Source organism: Xanthomonas albilineans (genome assembly GCF_009931595.1).
Taxonomy (GTDB): domain Bacteria; phylum Pseudomonadota; class Gammaproteobacteria; order Xanthomonadales; family Xanthomonadaceae; genus Xanthomonas_A; species Xanthomonas_A albilineans.
The window spans coordinates 2573227-2590957 of record NZ_CP046570.1; the positions used below are offsets into that span (position 1 = coordinate 2573227).

A 17731-nucleotide genomic window follows, 5' to 3' on the forward strand; every position below is an offset into this window, starting at 1 on the left:
CATGACCCTGTCGCATCGCCGCTTCCGCTCCGCGCCGTGCACGCGCCTTCCCGCGCGGTTCGGGCTATTACTGGCGCTGGCGCTACCGGCGCTGGGCCAGGCAGCGCCGCCATCGTCGTTGTCGTTGCAGCAAGGCTGGCAAGTCCGCTTGGCGCCGGGCGATGCCTCGGCCAGCACTCACCCGAAAGCCGCGCAGTGGCTGCCGGCCCAGGTGCCGGGCACGGTGCAGACCGACCTGATCGCCGCTGGCGTGGTCCCGGACCCGTTCTATCGCGACAACGAAGCCAAGATCCAGTGGGTCGGACTGAGCGACTGGGAATACAAGACCCGGTTCAAGGCCGACGCAGCGCTGCTGGCGCGCGCGCATGTGGAACTGGTCTTCGACGGCCTGGACACCTTCGCCGAGGTCTACCTCAACGGCAAGAAACTGCTCTCGGCCGACAACATGTTCCGGCAATGGCGGGTGGATGCCAAACCGTTGCTCCAACGCGGCGACAACGTGTTGGAAGTCCGGCTGTCCTCGCCGATCAAGAAGATCCAACCATGGCTGGCCAAACAACCCTACGCGCTGCCCGGCGCCTACGATTCGGCCTTCGGCGACGAGCCGGTGGCGCGGCACAGTTCTACCTACGTGCGCAAGGCGCCCTACAATTTCGGCTGGGACTGGGGTCCGCGCATCGTCACCGCCGGCATCTGGCAGGACGTGCGCGTGGAAGCCTGGGACGCCCTGCGTGTGGAGGGCCTGCACATCGCCCAGCAGCGGGTGGACGCCGACGCGGCACAACTGCTGGCACAACTGGAAGTGCAAGCCGACCACCGCGATGCGGTGCAACTGGATCTGGACGTGCTCGGCCCCGACGGCCAGCCGGTGGCGCAGTTCTCGCAGAAAGCGGTCCTCGACCCGGGCAACAACATCCTCACCGTGCCGGTGCGCATCGCCAAGCCGCAGCGCTGGTTCCCGGTCGGTTATGGCCGGCAGGATCTGTATACCTTCAAGGCACACCTGCACGATGCCAGCGGCGACAGCCTCGACACGCAGCGCGTCACCGGCCTGCGCAGCATCGAACTGCGCCGCGAACAGGACAGGTGGGGCAAAAGCTTCGCCCTGGTGGTCAACGGTATTCCCGTGTTCGCCAAAGGCGCCAACCTGATTCCGTTCGACAGCTTCCCCAGCCGCGTCGACGCCGCGCGCATGCACGGCTTCCTGCAATCGGCGCGCGAGGCCAACATGAACATGCTGCGCATCTGGGGAGGCGGCCACTATCAACCGGACAGCTTCTACGAAGACGCCGACCGCCTGGGCCTGATGATCTGGCAGGACTTCATGTTCGGCGGCGCGATCCCGCCCTACGACGTGGCCTTCCGCGAGAACACCCGTGCCGAGGCCGAAGCGCAAGTCAAACGCCTGGGCGACCATCCCAGCATCGTGCTGTGGTGCGGCAACAACGAAGTGCAAACCGGCTGGGAGAACTGGGGCGACCGGATCAAGTTCAAGCAGTCGATCGACCCGGAAGAACGCGAGCGCATCGTGCGCGGCATGACCACCTTGTTCGGCAGCGTGCTACGCGACGCGGTGCGCCACTACGACAGCGACACGCCGTACTGGGCCACCTCGCCCGGTACCGATTTCGATGGCGCCGCCGACCAACCCAACGATGGCGACATGCACTACTGGAAAGTGTGGGGCGGCCCGGCGCTGCCGGTCACCGAGTACCTCAACGTGACCCCGCGCTTCATGTCCGAATACGGTCTGCAATCGTTCCCGGACATGCGCACCATCCGCGCCTTCGCCGAGCCCGGCGACCTGCAGCCGGAATCGCCGGTGATGCGCGCGCACCAGAAGTTCGACAAGGGCAATGGCAACCAGCGTCTGTTGCTGTACATCCGCCGCGCGTTCGGCGAGCCCAAGGATTTCGAGAGCTTCGTGTACCTGAGCCAGATCATGCAAGCCGAAGGCATCGCCCTGGCGGCCGAACACCTGCGCGCGGCGCGGCCGCAGGCGATGGGTTCGATGTACTGGCAGCTCAACGACGTCTGGCCGGGCGCCTCGTGGTCGAGCCTGGATTACTTCGGCCGCTGGAAAGCACTGCACTACCGCACGCGGCGCTTCTACGCACCGGAACTGATCGCCGCCCTGCGCGATGACAGCGGCCACACCACTGTATCGCTGGTCTCCGACCGCACCACGCCACTGACTGCACGCTGGCGCATGCGGGTGATGGACATGGCCGGCAAGGTGCTGAGCAAGAGCGAGAAACCGGTGACGCTGGCACCGCTGTCCAGCCTGCGCGTCGGCAGTTTCAGCGATGCGCAGTTGCTGCGCCGCGCCGATCCCGCGCGTAGCGTGGCGGTGTTCGAACTGCTCGACGGCGAACGCGTGCTGTCGCGCAACCTGGTGTTCTTCGACGCCGCCAAACGCTTGCAATGGCCTCGCACGGACATCCGCACCGACCTGCGCGCCGATGGCGATGGCTATGCGCTGACCCTGAGCAGCCCCACCCTGGCCAGCGAAGTGTGGCTGGCGTTCGGCGATCTGGACGTCACCCTCTCCGACAACGCCTTCGACCTGCTGCCCGGCGAACCACTGACCGTGCATCTGCGCAGCCACGCCACACTGGAACAATTGCGCGCCGCGCTGCAGGTGCGCGACCTAGCCAGCACCCTCGCCGGCGCACCGGCCGAACCAATGGAAAACAAGTGATACCGATGCCGAAGATCACCACGCCCAGCATGCCGCGCACGCCACTGCACACGCCAGCGGATCACCCGCAACGACGCGATGCCGGCAGCGCCGGATCGCGACTGTCGTCGCTCCTGCGCGACATACCACAAGCGCTGTGCCTGCTTGGGCTGCTCGTCTCGCCGCTGGCCCATGCCGACGACGCCGAAGACCGCGCCACCGCGCTGGTGGCGAAGATGACCCGCGCAGAAAAAATCGCCCAGGCGATGAACGATGCCCCGGCCATCCCGCGCCTGGGCATCCCCGCCTACGAATGGTGGAGCGAGGGCCTGCACGGCATCGCCCGCAACGGCGAGGCCACGGTGTTCCCGCAGGCCATCGGCCTGGCGGCGAGTTGGAACACCGACCTGCTGCATGCAGTCGGCACCGTCACCTCGACCGAAGCACGCGCCAAATTCAACCTCGCTGGCGGCCCTGGCAAGAACCATGCGCGCTATGGCGGGCTGACGATCTGGTCGCCCAACATCAACATCTTCCGCGACCCGCGCTGGGGCCGCGGCATGGAGACCTACGGCGAGGACCCCTATCTCACCGGGCAGCTCGCGGTGGGCTTCATCCACGGCCTGCAGGGCGACGACCCAACGCATCCGCGCACCATCGCCACGCCCAAGCATCTGGCCGTGCACAGCGGACCGGAATCCGGCCGTCACGGTTTCGACGTGGACGTCTCGCCGCACGATTTCGAAGCCACGTATTCCCCCGCATTCCGCGCCGCCATCGTCGAGGGGCATGCCGGCTCGGTGATGTGCGCCTACAACGCACTGCACGGCATCCCGGCCTGTGCCGCCGACTGGCTCATCGACGGCCGCGTGCGCGGCAACTGGGGCTTCAAGGGTTTCGTCGTCTCCGATTGCGACGCCATCGACGATATGACCCAGTTCCACTACTACCGCGCCGACAACGCCGGCTCTGCCGCCGCCGCGCTCAAGGCTGGCCACGATCTGAACTGCGGCTACGCCTACCGCGATCTCGGGACCGCGCTCGACCGCGGCGAGGCCGAGGAGGCCATGCTGGACCGCTCGCTGGTGCGGCTGTTCGCCGCGCGCTACCGACTGGGCGAATTGCAGCCGCGCAGCAAAGATCCGTATGCCCGACTCGGCGCCAAAGACATCGATAGCCCCACGCACCGCGCGCTGGCGCTGCAAGCGGCGCAGCAATCGCTGGTGCTGCTGCAAAATCGCAACGACACCCTACCGCTGCGGCCAGGGCTGCGTCTGGCGGTGATCGGCCCCAATGCCGATGCACTGGCGGCACTGGAAGCCAACTACCAAGGCACCTCGGTGGCACCAGTGACGCCACTGCAAGGCCTGCGTGCGCGCTTTGGCACCACGCAAGTGCACTATACGCAGGGCGCGCCGCTGGCTGCGGGCGTACCGGGCACGATCCCCGAGACCGCGCTCCGCAGCGACGGCAAGCCCGGTCTGCGTGGCGAATATTTCGACAACCTGGATCTGGCCGGTCGCCCGCGCGCGCAACGCCAGGATCGGGTGATCGGCTTCAACTGGGACCACGTGGCGCCGGCCAAGGGCGTGGACAAAGATCGCTACTCGGTACGCTGGAGCGGCGAACTGCTGCCGCCCGGCCCGGGCGACTACACCCTGGCGGTGCGGGTGGCGCGCTGTTTCGACTGTGCTGGCCACGATCCGGTGCGCTTGTACATCGACGATCAATTGGTCGTCGCCGGCAACGCCGAAGACAAACACGTGCCAGCCGGCATGCATAACGCCGATGGCCGCAACGTGGAAACCGTGCTGCATTTCGACGACACCCAGCCACACCGCATCCGTCTGGAACTGGAACACCGTGGCCAGGACCAGGGACTGCGCCTGGAATGGCTGGCACCACCAGCGGCGCAATTGGCCGAGGTCGAACACGCGGTGGCGCAGGCCGACGCGGTCGTGGCCTTCGTCGGTCTATCGCCGGATGTGGAAGGCGAAGAACTGCGCATCGACGTGCCCGGCTTCGACGGCGGCGACCGCAACGACCTGTCCCTGCCCGCGGCACAGCAGGCGCTGCTGGAGCGCGCCAAGGCCAGCGGCAAGCCGTTGATCGTGGTGCTGATGAGCGGCAGCGCGGTGGCGCTGAACTGGGCCAAACAACACGCCGACGCGATCCTAGCGGCCTGGTATCCCGGACAATCCGGCGGCACCGCGATCGCACAGGCGCTGGCCGGCGACATCAACCCCGGCGGGCGCCTGCCGGTGACCTTCTACCGCTCGACCAAGGATCTGCCGCCCTACGTCAGCTACGACATGAAGGGCCGCACCTACCGCTATTTCAAGGGCGAAGCGTTGTTCCCGTTCGGTTACGGCCTGAGCTATACCCACTTCGCCTACACCGCCCCCCAGTTGTCGAGCACGACGCTGCAAGCCGGCGACACCTTGCACGTCACCACCACCGTGCGCAACACCGGCGCACGCGCCGGCGACGAGGTGGTGCAGGTGTACCTGCAATATCCGCCGCGTGCACAGTCGCCACTGCGGGCGCTGGTCGGTTTTCAGCGGGTGAGCCTGCAACCGGGCGAAGCACGCACCCTGAGCTTCGCCCTGGAGCCGCGCCAGCTCAGCGACGTGGATCGCAGTGGCCAGCGCGCGGTCGAGGCCGGCGACTACCGGCTATTCGTCGGCGGTGGTCAGCCGGACACGCAAGTGTCTGGCAGTGAAGCGGCGTTTTCGATTCAGGGCACGACGCCATTGCCACGATGACACGCATGCACTGCGCACATTCGTACAAAAACACACCAGGAATTTCATCATGCCCTCCCGCCGCGACGTCCTCCACCTGATCGGCAGCGCTGCCGGCGCCAGCCTGCTTGGTGCCGTGGCACCGGGGTTTGCCGCCACGACCGCGACCGCATCCACTAGGCTGACCAGCAAGCGTCCGCCGCCGGGCAAGCGCCGCTTCGTCAGCAGCACAGTGGAAAAACATCTGTACCGCATCAAAGCCGACATCGCCGATCCGTATCTGGCCTGGCTGTTCGAAAACTGCTACCCCAACACCCTCGACACCACGGTGGAAATCGGCACCCGCCACGGTAAGCCGGACACCTTCGTCATCACCGGCGATATCGAGGCGATGTGGTTGCGCGACTCCTCCGCGCAAGTGCATCCATACATCGCCTTGACCAAGCACGATCCGGCGCTGCGGCGCATGTTCCATGGTCTGATCCAGCGCCAGGCCGCGTGCATCCGCCTGGATCCGTATGCCAACGCGTTCCTGCCCGATGGCAGCAGCCAGCGCCTGAAGTGGTCGGTGGCCGACATCACCGAGATGAAGCCCGGCGTCGGCGAGCGCAAGTGGGAAGTGGATTCGCTGTGCTATCCGATCCGCCTAGCGCACGCCTACTGGCGCGCCAGCGGCGACGCCGCACCGTTCGACGAGGACTGGCGCGAGGCGATGCACGTGGTGGTCAGGACCTTCCGCGAACAGCAGCGCCTGCATGATCGCGGCCCGTACAGCTTCCAGCGCCCCTCGCCGCTGGCTACCGAGACCCTGGTGCTGGACGGCTACGGTCAACCGACACGGCCCAACGGTATGATCCATTCGATGTTCCGTCCGTCCGACGATGCCTGCGTGTATCCGCTGTTCGTCCCGGCCAACCTGTTCGCGGTGACCTCGCTGCGACAGTTGGCGGCGATGAGCGAAGCCCTGCACCACGATGCCCCCTTCGCGGCGGAGTGCCGTGCCCTCGCCGACGAAGTCGAGACCGCTACACGCCGCTTCGGGCAGATGCGCGATGCCGACGGCCAAGCGTTCTGGGCCTACGAAGTGGACGGCTACGGCAACCAGTTGTTCATCGACGACGCCAACGCACCGGGGCTGCTGAGCCTGGCCTATCTGGACTGCTGCGACCGCCGCGATCCGCTGTTCCTGCGCACCCGAGCGTTGGCCTGGAGCGAGCGCAACCCGTACTTTTGTCGCGGGCATGCCGCCGAGGGCGTCGGCAGCCCGCACAGCGGGCTGAACACGATCTGGCCGATGTCGCTGATGCAATACGCGCTGGTCAGCGACGACGACGCGCAGATCCGCCAGTGCCTGCAATGGTTGAAGAGCACCGACGCCGGCAGCGGGTTCATGCACGAGTCCTTCGACAAAGACGATCCTGCGCACTTCACCCGTTCCTGGTTCGCCTGGGCCAACACCATGTTCGGCGAACTGATCATCGATCTGCACCAGCGCAAGCCGCACTTGTTGAACGCCTGATCCGCTTTCCCCTCCTCATCGCCGCACACCTCCAAGGACAGCATCATGGCCACACGACGCGGTTTCCTGCAGGGCGCCATCGCCCTGGCTCTATTCGGCAGCAGCGGCATCGCCCGACTGGCGCGGGCGCGCGCCGGCAACTACGCGCTGCCGGCCGATGCGCGCGCCAAGGCCGAACTCACCCGCCACGTCGATGTCTTCATCGGCACCGGCGGCCATGGTCACACCTTCCCCGGCGCGACACTGCCATTCGGCATGGTGCAACTGAGCCCGGACACCTACAACGCTGTGTGGGACGCGTGTTCGGGCTACCACGCCGACGACAGCTCGATCATGGGCTTCTCGCACACCCACCTGTCCGGCACCGGCATCGGCGATATGCTCGATGTGCTGTTGGTGCCAGCCACCGGCAAGGTCAAGCTGGTGCCGGGTACACTCGACAATCCAGACGCCGGCTACCGTTCGCGCTATGACCATGCCGACGAAGCCGCTTCGCCCGGCTACTACCGCGTACGCTTGAAAGACAGCGGCGTGCACGCCGAGCTGACCGCCACCGCGCGCGCCGGCCTGCACCGCTATCATTTTCCCAAGGGCAAACCGGCGCACCTGTTGCTGGACTTTTGCCATGGCATGCAGGACAAACCCGGCATCCCCACCCGGATCAGCGACGCGCAATTGCGCATCGTCGATGCGCAGACCGTGACCGGCGGCCGCCGCGTTTACCAATGGGCCAAGGGCCGCTACATCTACTTCGCGCTGCGCCTGTCGCGGCCGTTCGCCACCGCGCAGTTGTATTCCGAAGACAAACCGCTGGCCGCATCCGCGCGGCAGGCCGACGGCACGCAGCTGAAACTGGCATTGCACTATCCAGACGCCGCCGACGCGCCGTTGCTGGTCAAGGTCGGCCTGTCCGCAGTCAGCGCCGAGAACGCGCTGGCGAACCTGGATAGCGAATTACCCGATTTCAATTTCGCCGACGTGCACGCCGCCGCCGTGGCCGCGTGGGAGAAAGAACTGGGACGGGTACGCATCGACAGCGACGACGACGCACAGCGCCGCATCTTCTACACCGCGCTGTACCACAGCCTGCTCGCGCCAAGCCTGTTTAGCGACACCGACGGCCGCTATCGCGGCATGGATCTGCAGATCCACCAGGCACCTGCCGGTTACCACAACTACAGCACGTATTCGCTGTGGGATACCTACCGCGCGCTGCATCCGCTGCTGACCCTGGTCCAGCCCGAGCGCGTCCCGGATCTGGTGCAGTGCCTGGTGCGCGGCGCCAACGAATGCCCACAAGGCGTCGGCATCTGGCCGCTGCAAGGCGTGGAAACCGACTGCATGATCGGCTACCACTCCGCCGTGGTGCTGGCCGAAGCGCATGCCAAGGGCTTTACCGGCATCGACTGGAAGGCGGCATGGCCGGCGTGGCGCAAGCGCGCGATGGACGACGATGTGCATGGCCTGGGGCTGTACCGGCAACTGGGTTACATTCCCTGCGACAAGGTCGACGAATCCGCCAGCCGCACACTGGAATTCGCCTACGACGACTGGGCCGTGGCGCATCTGGCCGATGCCGCAGGCGCCCACGAGGACGCGCAACGCCTGCGCGCACGCTCACGCAACTACCGCAACGTGTTCAACCACGACAGCAACTTCGTACAGCCACGCCTGAGCGACGGCCACTGGGCCACGCCGTTCGACCCGCGCGCGATGGGCCACAGCAAACGCTGGCGCGACTTCACCGAATCCAACGCCTGGCAGGCCACCTTCCTCAACCAGCACGATCTGTACGGCTACATGGAACTGTTCGGCGGCCGCGACCACTTCGTCGCCAAACTCGACGAACTGTTCTCCACCAGTTCGGCATTGCCCGCCGACGCGCCACCAGACATCGACGGCATGGTCGGCCAGTACGCGCACGGCAACGAACCCAGCCACCACGTCGCCTACCTCTACGCCTACGCCGGGCAGCCGTACAAGACCCAGGCAATGGTGCGACGGTTGCTGCGCGAGCAGTACCACGACGCAGCCAACGGCCTGTCGGGCAACGAGGACTGCGGACAGATGAGCGCCTGGTTCGTGCTCAGCGCACTGGGCCTGTATGCGGTCGATCCGATCAGCGCCATCTACGTGCTCGGCAGCCCGCTTTTCAAACGCGCCGAACTGGATGTCGGCCACGGCCGCACCCTGCGCATCATTGCCCACGGCAACAGCCCGGCCAATGTGTACATCCAGCGCGCGCGCTGGAACGGCAAACCGTACACGCGCAGTTGGCTGCGCCACGCCGATCTGGCCGCTGGCGGCACCCTCGAACTGGACATGGGGCCAACCCCCAACACCACCTTCGGCGCTGCCAAGGACGATCTACCGCCTTCGTTCGCCTGACGCCCCACTGCGGGCGCGGCGCTACCACACCACCTTCGCAATTGCCGGAGACTCCACATGCTGCGTCGCTCCCTGTCCAGTCTTGCCCTGTCGCTGCTGTTGTCGCTCACGGCCTCCGCAGAACCGAAGCACACGCCAGCCTGGCCCGCGTTTTCCACCCAGGGCGATCACTTCACCCGCAACGGCACGCCCTACCAGATCATCTCCGGCGCCATCCACTTCCAGCGGATTCCCCGCGCCTACTGGAACGACCGTTTGCAAAAAGCCCGCGCCATGGGCCTGAACACGGTGGAGACCTATGTCTTCTGGAACCTGATCGAGCCGCGTCCTGGCCAGTTCGACTTCAGCGGCAACAACGACATCGCCGCCTTCATCGACGCCGCCGCCGCGCAGGGCCTCAACGTGATCCTGCGTCCCGGCCCTTACGTCTGCGCCGAATGGGAGGCCGGCGGCTATCCCGCGTGGCTGTTCGCCGAACCGGGCATGCGCGTGCGCAGCCAGGACCCGCGCTTCCTCGCTGCCAGCCGGGCCTATCTCGATGCGCTCGGCGCGCAGGTCAAGCCACGGCTCAACGGCAACGGAGGCCCGGTCATCGCCGTGCAGGTGGAGAACGAATACGGCTCCTACAACTACGACCACGCCTACATGCGCGCAAACCGTGCCATGTACGTCCAGGCCGGCTTCGACAAGGCCGTGCTGTTCACCGCCGACGGTCCCGACGTGCTCGCCAACGGCACCCTGCCCAATACGCTGGCCGTGGTGAACTTCGGCCCCGGCGACGCCAAAACCGCCTTCCAGACCCTGGCCAAGTTTCGCCCCGGACAACCACAGATGGTGGGCGAATACTGGGCTGGCTGGTTCGACCAATGGGGCGACAAACATGCCGCCACCAACGCCGCCAAACAAGCCAGCGAGTTCGAATGGATCCTGCGCCAGGGCCATTCCGCCAACATCTACATGTTCGTCGGCGGGACCAGCTTCGGCTTCATGAACGGGGCCAACTTCCAGAAGAACCCCACCGACCACTACGCCCCGCAGACCACCAGCTACGACTACGACGCGGTTCTGGACGAAGCCGGCCGTCCCACGCCCAAGTTCGCCTTGTTCCGCGACGCCATCGCCCGCGTCACCGGCATCCAGCCGCCGGCGCTGCCCGCGCCGCAGCACTTCGCCGACCTGCCGGACACCCCGCTGCGCGAATCGGCCTCGCTCTGGGACAACCTGCCACCGGCAGCCGCCACCACCGACATCCCGCAACCGATGGAGCGCTACGGCCAAGCCTACGGCTACATTCTCTACCGGACGAGCGTCACCGGCCCGCGCAAGGGCAGCCTTTACCTGGGCGAGGTGCGCGACTATGCGCGCGTCTACGTCGATCGCACGCTCGCCGGCAGCGCCGACCGCCGCCGACAGCAGGTTGCCGTGGACGTGGACATTCCCGCCGGCACACACACGCTGGACGTGCTGGTCGAAAACAACGGCCGCATCAATTACGGCACGCACCTGCCCGACGGTCGCGCCGGTCTGGTCGACCCAGTGCTACTCGACGGCCAGCCGCTGACCGGCTGGCAAACCTTCCCGCTGCCGATGGACGACGCCAGCACACTCCACGGCTGGACCACCGCCAAGGTGGACGGCCCCGCTTTCCACCGCGGCACACTCAAGATCGCCACCCCGGCCGACACCTTTCTGGACATGCGCGCTTTCGGCAAAGGCTTCGCCTGGGCCAACGGCCACAATCTTGGCCGTCATTGGAACATCGGCCCGCAGCGCGCGCTGTACTTCCCGGCGCCGTGGCAGCGCCAGGGCGACAACAGCGTGATCGTGTTCGATCTGGACACCTCCCGGCATGCGAGCGTTCGCGGCGGGAAAACCCAGGTGTGGACTCAGCCAGGCGGCTGAATCCGGTCTACCCGTCACGGCCTCATCCCCTCCTCCGCATGGGCGCTCGTGCGGTCGGGCCCACGACAGGCTGACGCCCACGATTGCAACGCACTGCGATTCATCCACCGTTGTGGGACCGACCGCGGCCGGACGGCATACCAGCTCACCGCTGTTGCACAGCTTGCGCATGCTCAAATCCAAGCTGGGCCTGCCTCTACGGCGCACAGGAGCGCCGCGCCCTGGCTGCTCGGGCAGATCTGCGCACGTGATGCATATGTGACGTGCGTCAAAATTTTCACTGATAGAGTTACTCAAAGACTCCAATAGCCTGCGGCTAGGAATGACACGGCGTCATCACAATCGCCAGTCTCCCTTCTTTCCGCAAAGCGACTTCCTCTGATCGTGATTGTTCTATGGAAATGATTGCCCCCCCAGACGATGCAGGCCAGCTGGCCAATTTCTTCGAACACTCCATGGGAGCCTCCGGACTGGATCGGGTTCTGGGGGTGGTCAGGCGACACCTTTCGATGGACGTGGCCTTCGTGTCGCGCTTCCAGGGCGATACGCGGATTCTCGATCACGTCGACTCCGAAGGATATCCACTGCTCAACCGCGGACAATCCATCCCGATAGATGCGGGCTACTGCATGAAGGTGGTGAACGGAGAATTACCGGAGTTTATCCCTAACACAGCGCATATTCCCGCCGCCATCGCCATCCCCGAAACGCACGCCATCCCCATCGGCTCTCACCTCAGCACGCCCATCGTCCTGGAAGACAAGCGCGTGTTCGGGACGCTGTGCTGCTTCAGCCACCACCCCGTCGCCTCGCTCACCGAACGCGACATGGATATGCTACGTGCGTTCTCCGAGTTCCTAGGTTTCTATTTCGACAGTGTCGAGCGGCAGAAACGCGAGCAAGAATCCGTGGCCCAGGATATCCGCGCCGCCATTCAAAACGATGCATTGAGCATCGTTTTCCAGCCTGTGTACGGTATCGCGAAACCGCACATCCATGGCTTCGAATGCCTGTCGCGCTTCAACATGCAGCCCGGCCGTTCACCGGACAAGTGGTTCAACGCCGCCCACAGCGTCGGGCTCGGCCTGGACCTGGAATTGCATGCCATCGATAAGGCATTGAAGGAACTGGCGCGATTCCCGGACAACATCTCGTTCAACCTCAATTGCTCGCCGGAGCTGATCATCTCGTCCAGGCTACTGCCACTATTGGGTTGCGTGGATGCTTCACGGATCGTGCTGGAGATCACCGAGCATGACATCGTGAACGATTATGCAGCGCTGGCGGAAGCATTGAACCCTGTGCGAGCACTGGGCGTGCGCGTGGCAGTGGACGATGCCGGCGCGGGTTATTCGAGCATGCGGCATATCCTCAACCTGCAGCCGGACTTCATCAAACTCGACATCAGCCTGACCCAGTCCATCGACCACGACAAAAACCGCAAAGCTCTCGCCAAGGGATTGATCAACTTCGCGCACGAAATTGGCAGCGAGGTCGTCGCCGAAGGCGTCGAAGCCGCCAGCGAACTGGAAACGCTGCAACAATTAGGCGTCGATTATGCGCAAGGTTATTATCTTGCCAAACCCATGCAACGGGATGATGCGACTCGGCTCGCGCACGAACACGTATCCGACGCCATACACGGCGCCAGGGACACGGCCGGACAAAGACTGGTAAATACCTGCAACTGACCTGCCGGCTCAGCGCACGGAGGCAGCGCCAACCTCGAACAATTGAAACTCGCGAATATGCGCCGCATCCACACTGGACAGGATATTCAGACGCACGCGCGAGGCGGTGACCGCAGGGAAGTGATCGATTTTCATATGGCCGATGGCCTGCGCCTGCGCCACCTTGACCCAGGCGCCGTCACGGAACACTTCCACCGCGTATTTCTGCACCGATTGGCCATCGTTGAGCCACTCCATCGACAACGCGGTATCGAACGTCACCGGCTGTTTGAACTGCAGTTCGAGCGTGGCGTGATGCGAGCCGGCGGGTGCGCTCCAGAACGTATCGCGATCGCCATCGACCGCGGCAGCAATTGCATCATCGGCCTTGAGCCGGCCGCGCACCAAATTGTGTTCGGCGCCGTAACGCGCCTGCAACGCCTGACCCATCGCTTCGAGCCGTTCGACATCGGCCTGCGGCAGTAATCCGTGCTTGTCCGGGGCGATGCCCAGCACCAATTGCCCGCCACGGCCGACGCTGTCCTCCCAGATCTGCACCAGCTCGTCGACGCTCTTGAGCGTCTGATCGCTATTGGGATGCCAGAACCACTGCAATTTGTGCAGCGGCGTATCCACCTCGACCGGACGCCAGCGCAGCACGCCGTGACGATCGATCGTATTCCAATTCTCGCCCTCGATCGCGCCGGCCTCGTTGCCGACCCAGCGCACATCGCCATACTCGAACAGCGCGGTATCGGCGAACACCATGGTATTGGCCTGATAGGTCCGCAGCTCCTCCAAATACTTGTCGAAGTTGTAGACGTGACCGGCACTGCCGGCGCCATCCAGCCACCACTCGGTCAACGGACCATAATGCAAGGCCAAGTCCACCAACTGCGCGGCGTAGAATTTGTCATAGGCCTTGGGATCGGCGTACTTGGGTTCGTGGCGATCCCACGGCGACAGATAGATGCCGAAGCCCATGCCTTGCTGGCGCACGGCCTCGCTGGTCATTTTCACCAGATCGCCCTTGCCGCCCAGCCACGGACTCTGCTTCACGGAGTAGGCACTTTCCTCGGTCGGCCACAGGGCGAAACCGTCATGGTGCTTGGCCACCAGGATCAGATACTTGGCGCCGGCCGCCTTGGACGCGCGCGCCCACTGCGCTGGGTCCACCCGATCCGGAGCGAACACCTTGGCACTGGCGGTGCCGTCGCCCCACTCGCGATCCAGGAAGGTGTTGGTGCCGAAGTGCACGATCACGCCGAACTCCAGATCCTGCCAGGCCACTTGCTGCGGCGAAGGTTTGACCTCGGCGAAGTTCTCGGCCAGCGCATGCGGTGCGGCCAAGGCAGTCAAGCCGAGCACGGCCAAGCAGCGGAACGGAGAAAGCACACGGCACGGCATCGCAGATCCTCACAATCATCGAGCAGACGAACGACGCTGCCAGCGCCGTCAGCATAGGGTGTTCAATTGATGATACATAGATATCCCCGCACTCCGGCACAGGACCGACCACATGATATCGCGCACGCTGTTCCCCATGCTGTCGCTGTTCGCACTGCACGCCGTCGCCGCCCCCGTGACCACACTCACGCCGATCGTGTACAGCGAGTTCGTCAACGCCAAACCACCGACCGCACAATGCCATGCCTCCACCCTGGTGGAAACCGACGATGGCCTGCTCGCGGCCTGGTTCGGCGGCCAACACGAAGGTGCCGACGACGTGGGCATCTGGGTCGCGCGGCGCGACGCACACGGCTGGCTGCCGGCGCAACGCGTGGCCGACGGGGCGCAAGCGCACGGCGCGCCGCCGTTGCCCGCCTGGAACCCGGTGTTATTCCAAGCGGCGCTGGGGCCACTGCGGCTGTTCTACAAAGTCGGTCCAGACCCGAAGGGCTGGTGGGGCATGCAGATCACCTCCAGCGATGGCGGCCGCCACTGGTCGGCACCGGAGCGTTTGCCCACGGGCATCCTCGGCCCGATCAAGAACAAACCCGTGCAACTCGCCAGCGGCCGCATCCTCAGCCCCAGCAGCAGCGAGGACGCCGGCTGGGTCGCGCATATGGAATGGTCCGACGACAACGGCGCGCACTGGACCCGTGGCCCAGCCATGAACGATCCGGCCAAGATCGGCGCCATCCAGCCCAGCGTGCTGGTGCATGCGAACGGGCGCGTGCAGGCTGTCGGCCGCAGCCGGCAAAACCACGTGTTCAGCACCTGGTCGCACGACCAGGGCCGCACCTGGGAACCGATGACCCTGCTCAACCTAGCCAATCCCAATTCCGGCACCGACGCCGTGGTGCTGGCCGACGGCCGCTCGCTACTGGTCTACAACCCCACCGAGGCCGGCAAGGAGTGGTGGGACGGCCGTGGCATCCTGGCCGTCGCCTTATCGAACGACGGTCTGCACTGGACCCGTGTGTTGACCCTGGAAAACAGCCCCAAGGACGAATTTTCCTACCCGGCGGTGATCCAGACCCGCGACGGCCAGATCCACATCAGCTACACGTGGAAGCGCACCCACATCAAGCATGTGGTGTTGGATCCGAAGCGCTTGGACATCGCGGCCTGGCAGAGCGCCGACAACGGGTGACTATCGCGCCGTACACCGATCAAGCCGCCGGCATACCAAGCATGCCGGCGCACGCATCAGACCGCTCTTTGACGCATCTCTTTAAAGAAAGAAATCATCAAACCTGCCAACATCAAGAAAGCACCAAGGCCGATCATTCCTCCAAAAATCAAATACGCCACACCACCCCGATGAATAGTCAAACCAGAAAAAAACATTAAGGCTCCGGCCATTACTAGCAAGTAGAGCATTCTGCGCGGACCAATGGATTTCTTTATGCCTTTCGTCCATATCCAATTCAAAATAACAAAAGCGAAACACCCTGGGATTTCCCGAGGCTGTTTGGTTTAAATCGCGCCGCGTTGACGTAACCACGACGTCACGCCAGAACGCTGAAAGACCAATAACAAACACACCAACACACACGCCCCGGCAAGCCGCTCAACCGGCTTATGTCTCTTGCAACAACGCCACCATCCGCCGCACCAGCGCCACATCGGTCTGCAGGCGATCACCGCCCAGGCTGCGCACATGCGGATGCGTCGCGCGCGCGCGCGATGCCAGCGGCCCGCGCGCCGATCCATGAAATTCGCGTGCGCCCGTGCGTGCGCGCAGCTGCGCCAGATTGGCATCGGTGACGCCCGCACCGGGCATCACGCTCAGCCGCGTACCGGCCTGCTGCACCAACTCGGCGATCAAAGCCGCGCCTTCTTGCGCCGTCTCGCGCGCGCCAGAGGTCAACACACGCTCGCAGCCCAGCGAGATCACGTCCTCCAACGCACGACGCGGATCGGCGCTGACGTCGAAGGCGCGGTGGAAGGTGACGCCCAACGGACCAGCGGCGGCGATCAGTTCGCGCATCGTCGCCATGTCCACCTCGCCGGATGGATCCAACGCGCCCAGCACCACGCCATCGCAGCCCAGCCGCACGCACTGCTCCACGTCGCGGCACATCGCCTCGACCTCGGCCGCATCGAACACGAAATCGCCCACGCGCGGGCGAATCAACACGTACAACGGAATCCGCAAGCGATCGCGCACCACCGCCAGCGTGCCGAAGGATGGGGTCAAGCCGCCGCCATCGAGCCCGCCGCACAGCTCCACCCGCATCGCCCCGCCAGCCTGTGCCGCCAACGCCGAGCCGATCGCATCGGCGGCCACTTCCAGGCCCGGGGTCGTGGGCCGATTCATGCCGCCGGCTCGGCGAAATGGCTCTGTCCAGGCAGCAACAAATCCTGCCGCTGCGCGTCGCAAACCGCGTAGGTGAAGCCGGGCTGGATCGCGAATGCCCCGACCTCGCCACGTCGATTCATCGCCAGAAAACCCACTTGCAGATCGCGCGTGAGCTGCGGCTTACGCCGCACGATGCGCATCACCACCTCGCGACACGCCTCGGAGGGACTCTTGCCCTGCCGCATCATTTCCACCACCGCAAAACTACCGACATTGCGGATCACCTCCTCACCAACGCCGGTGGACGTCGCCCCGCCCACCTCGTTGTCCACGTACAACCCAGCGCCGATGATCGGGCTATCGCCGACCCGCCCGTGCATCTTCCACGCCATGCCGCTGGTGGTGCAGGCGCCGGAGAGATTGCCGTGCGCATCCAGCGCCAGCATGCCGATGGTGTCGTGATTGTCCTTGCCGCCGGGCAGCGTGCCGCGGCGATAGGCGTGGTTCTCGATGTTGGCCTCCGGCGCATAGTGCGAGGTTTTCAGCCACTCCTTCCACGCCTTTTCCGCTGCGGGCGTCAGCAATCTGGTGCGCTCAAATCCTTGCGCCAGCGCGAATTGCAGCGCGCCGTCACCAACCAGCATCACATGCGGCGTCTTCTCCATCACCCGCCGCGCGACCGAAATCGCGTGCACGATGTCTTCCAGCGCCGCGACCGCACCGCAACTGCCGGTGTGGTCCATGATGCAGGCGTCCAGCGTGACCCGGCCATCGCGGTCGGGATAGCCCCCCAGCCCGACAGTGTGATTGTCCGGATCCGCCTCCGGCACCCGCACCCCGGCTTCCACCGCATCCAGCGCCGCCCCGCCGCGGGCCAGCACCTGCCACGCGGCCTGATTCGCCGGCACACCGAAATCCCAAGTCGAGATCACCCGCGCCGCGCCGCGCGGCAGCGGCGCGACACCGGCCTTGGCCTTGGCCGCAGCGCGCGCCCCAGGCAACACACCGCCCACCCCGGCGGCCAGGGCGCCGAAAGCGGCGGTTTTCAGGAAATGACGACGTTCGTGCATTGATCGGCTC

At 65.2% G+C, this 17731-nt stretch carries 11 protein-coding genes; 7 read left to right on the plus strand and 4 right to left on the minus strand.

Going from position 1 to position 17731, the window contains the following annotated elements:
- Position 1: 1 nt before the first annotated feature.
- From XaFJ1_RS10775 to XaFJ1_RS10800, 6 genes are all read left to right on the plus strand, one after another.
- Entirely contained in the window at positions 2 to 2701 is a 2700-nt protein-coding gene (locus XaFJ1_RS10775; RefSeq protein ID WP_012916702.1) for a beta-mannosidase, read from the plus strand.
- 29 nt (positions 2702 to 2730) lie between these two features.
- The gene (locus XaFJ1_RS10780) at positions 2731 to 5445 is read left to right on the plus strand and encodes a glycoside hydrolase family 3 C-terminal domain-containing protein (protein ID WP_012916703.1); all 2715 of its coding nucleotides are present in this window, start codon (positions 2731 to 2733) and stop codon (positions 5443 to 5445) included.
- A 49-nt stretch (positions 5446 to 5494) separates the two neighbouring features.
- Positions 5495 to 6943: a glycoside hydrolase family 125 protein gene (locus XaFJ1_RS10785; protein WP_012916704.1), complete on the plus strand. Its 1449-nt coding sequence runs from the start codon at positions 5495 to 5497 to the stop codon at positions 6941 to 6943.
- A 45-nt stretch (positions 6944 to 6988) separates the two neighbouring features.
- Complete coding sequence (locus XaFJ1_RS10790) at positions 6989 to 9331, plus strand: GH92 family glycosyl hydrolase (RefSeq protein ID WP_012916705.1); 2343 nt, start codon at positions 6989 to 6991, stop codon at positions 9329 to 9331.
- 57 nt (positions 9332 to 9388) lie between these two features.
- Positions 9389 to 11233 carry a glycoside hydrolase family 35 protein gene (locus tag XaFJ1_RS10795; protein ID WP_012916706.1) on the plus strand — a complete coding sequence of 615 codons (1845 nt, stop codon included), beginning with the start codon at positions 9389 to 9391 and terminating at the stop codon, positions 11231 to 11233.
- A gap of 395 nt (positions 11234 to 11628) precedes the next feature.
- Positions 11629 to 12924 (plus strand): sensor domain-containing phosphodiesterase, encoded by a 1296-nt coding sequence (locus tag XaFJ1_RS10800; protein ID WP_045756943.1) that lies wholly within the window; start codon positions 11629 to 11631, stop codon positions 12922 to 12924.
- Positions 12925 to 12933: 9 nt separating this feature from the next.
- On the opposite strand, the gene XaFJ1_RS10805 is transcribed toward XaFJ1_RS10800, so the two are convergent.
- Complete coding sequence (locus XaFJ1_RS10805; protein WP_049887216.1) at positions 12934 to 14298, minus strand: alpha-L-fucosidase; 1365 nt, start codon at positions 14296 to 14298, stop codon at positions 12934 to 12936.
- 124 nt (positions 14299 to 14422) lie between these two features.
- Between XaFJ1_RS10805 and XaFJ1_RS10810 the strand changes: the two genes are divergently transcribed.
- Positions 14423 to 15499, plus strand: coding sequence for a sialidase family protein (locus XaFJ1_RS10810; RefSeq protein ID WP_012916709.1), 1077 nt, complete (start codon positions 14423 to 14425; stop codon positions 15497 to 15499).
- A 56-nt stretch (positions 15500 to 15555) separates the two neighbouring features.
- Here XaFJ1_RS10810 and XaFJ1_RS10815 read toward each other — a convergent pair whose 3' ends face one another.
- The 3 genes from XaFJ1_RS10815 to XaFJ1_RS10825 form a co-directional block, all read right to left on the minus strand.
- Positions 15556 to 15696, minus strand: coding sequence for a hypothetical protein (locus tag XaFJ1_RS10815; RefSeq protein WP_155393133.1), 141 nt, complete (start codon positions 15694 to 15696; stop codon positions 15556 to 15558).
- Positions 15697 to 15928: 232 nt separating this feature from the next.
- The gene (locus XaFJ1_RS10820) at positions 15929 to 16669 is read right to left on the minus strand and encodes a copper homeostasis protein CutC (protein WP_012916710.1); all 741 of its coding nucleotides are present in this window, start codon (positions 16667 to 16669) and stop codon (positions 15929 to 15931) included.
- The gene (locus XaFJ1_RS10825; protein WP_012916711.1) at positions 16666 to 17721 is read right to left on the minus strand and encodes a glycosylasparaginase; all 1056 of its coding nucleotides are present in this window, start codon (positions 17719 to 17721) and stop codon (positions 16666 to 16668) included. Before XaFJ1_RS10825 ends, XaFJ1_RS10820 begins: the two co-directional genes overlap by 4 nt.
- Between the last annotated feature and the right edge of the window lie 10 nt (positions 17722 to 17731).

Coding starts and splice junctions, on each gene's coding strand:
- XaFJ1_RS10775 (WP_012916702.1), top strand. CDS start 2: ATGACCCTGTCGCATCGCCGCTTCCGCTCCGCGCCGTGCACGCGCCTT.
- XaFJ1_RS10780 (WP_012916703.1), top strand. CDS start 2,731: ATGCCGCGCACGCCACTGCACACGCCAGCGGATCACCCGCAACGACGC.
- XaFJ1_RS10785 (WP_012916704.1), top strand. CDS start 5,495: ATGCCCTCCCGCCGCGACGTCCTCCACCTGATCGGCAGCGCTGCCGGC.
- XaFJ1_RS10790 (WP_012916705.1), top strand. CDS start 6,989: ATGGCCACACGACGCGGTTTCCTGCAGGGCGCCATCGCCCTGGCTCTA.
- XaFJ1_RS10795 (WP_012916706.1), top strand. CDS start 9,389: ATGCTGCGTCGCTCCCTGTCCAGTCTTGCCCTGTCGCTGCTGTTGTCG.
- XaFJ1_RS10800 (WP_045756943.1), top strand. CDS start 11,629: ATGGAAATGATTGCCCCCCCAGACGATGCAGGCCAGCTGGCCAATTTC.
- XaFJ1_RS10810 (WP_012916709.1), top strand. CDS start 14,423: ATGATATCGCGCACGCTGTTCCCCATGCTGTCGCTGTTCGCACTGCAC.
- XaFJ1_RS10815 (WP_155393133.1), bottom strand. CDS start 15,696: ATGTTTTTTTCTGGTTTGACTATTCATCGGGGTGGTGTGGCGTATTTG.
- XaFJ1_RS10820 (WP_012916710.1), bottom strand. CDS start 16,669: ATGAATCGGCCCACGACCCCGGGCCTGGAAGTGGCCGCCGATGCGATC.
- XaFJ1_RS10825 (WP_012916711.1), bottom strand. CDS start 17,721: ATGCACGAACGTCGTCATTTCCTGAAAACCGCCGCTTTCGGCGCCCTG.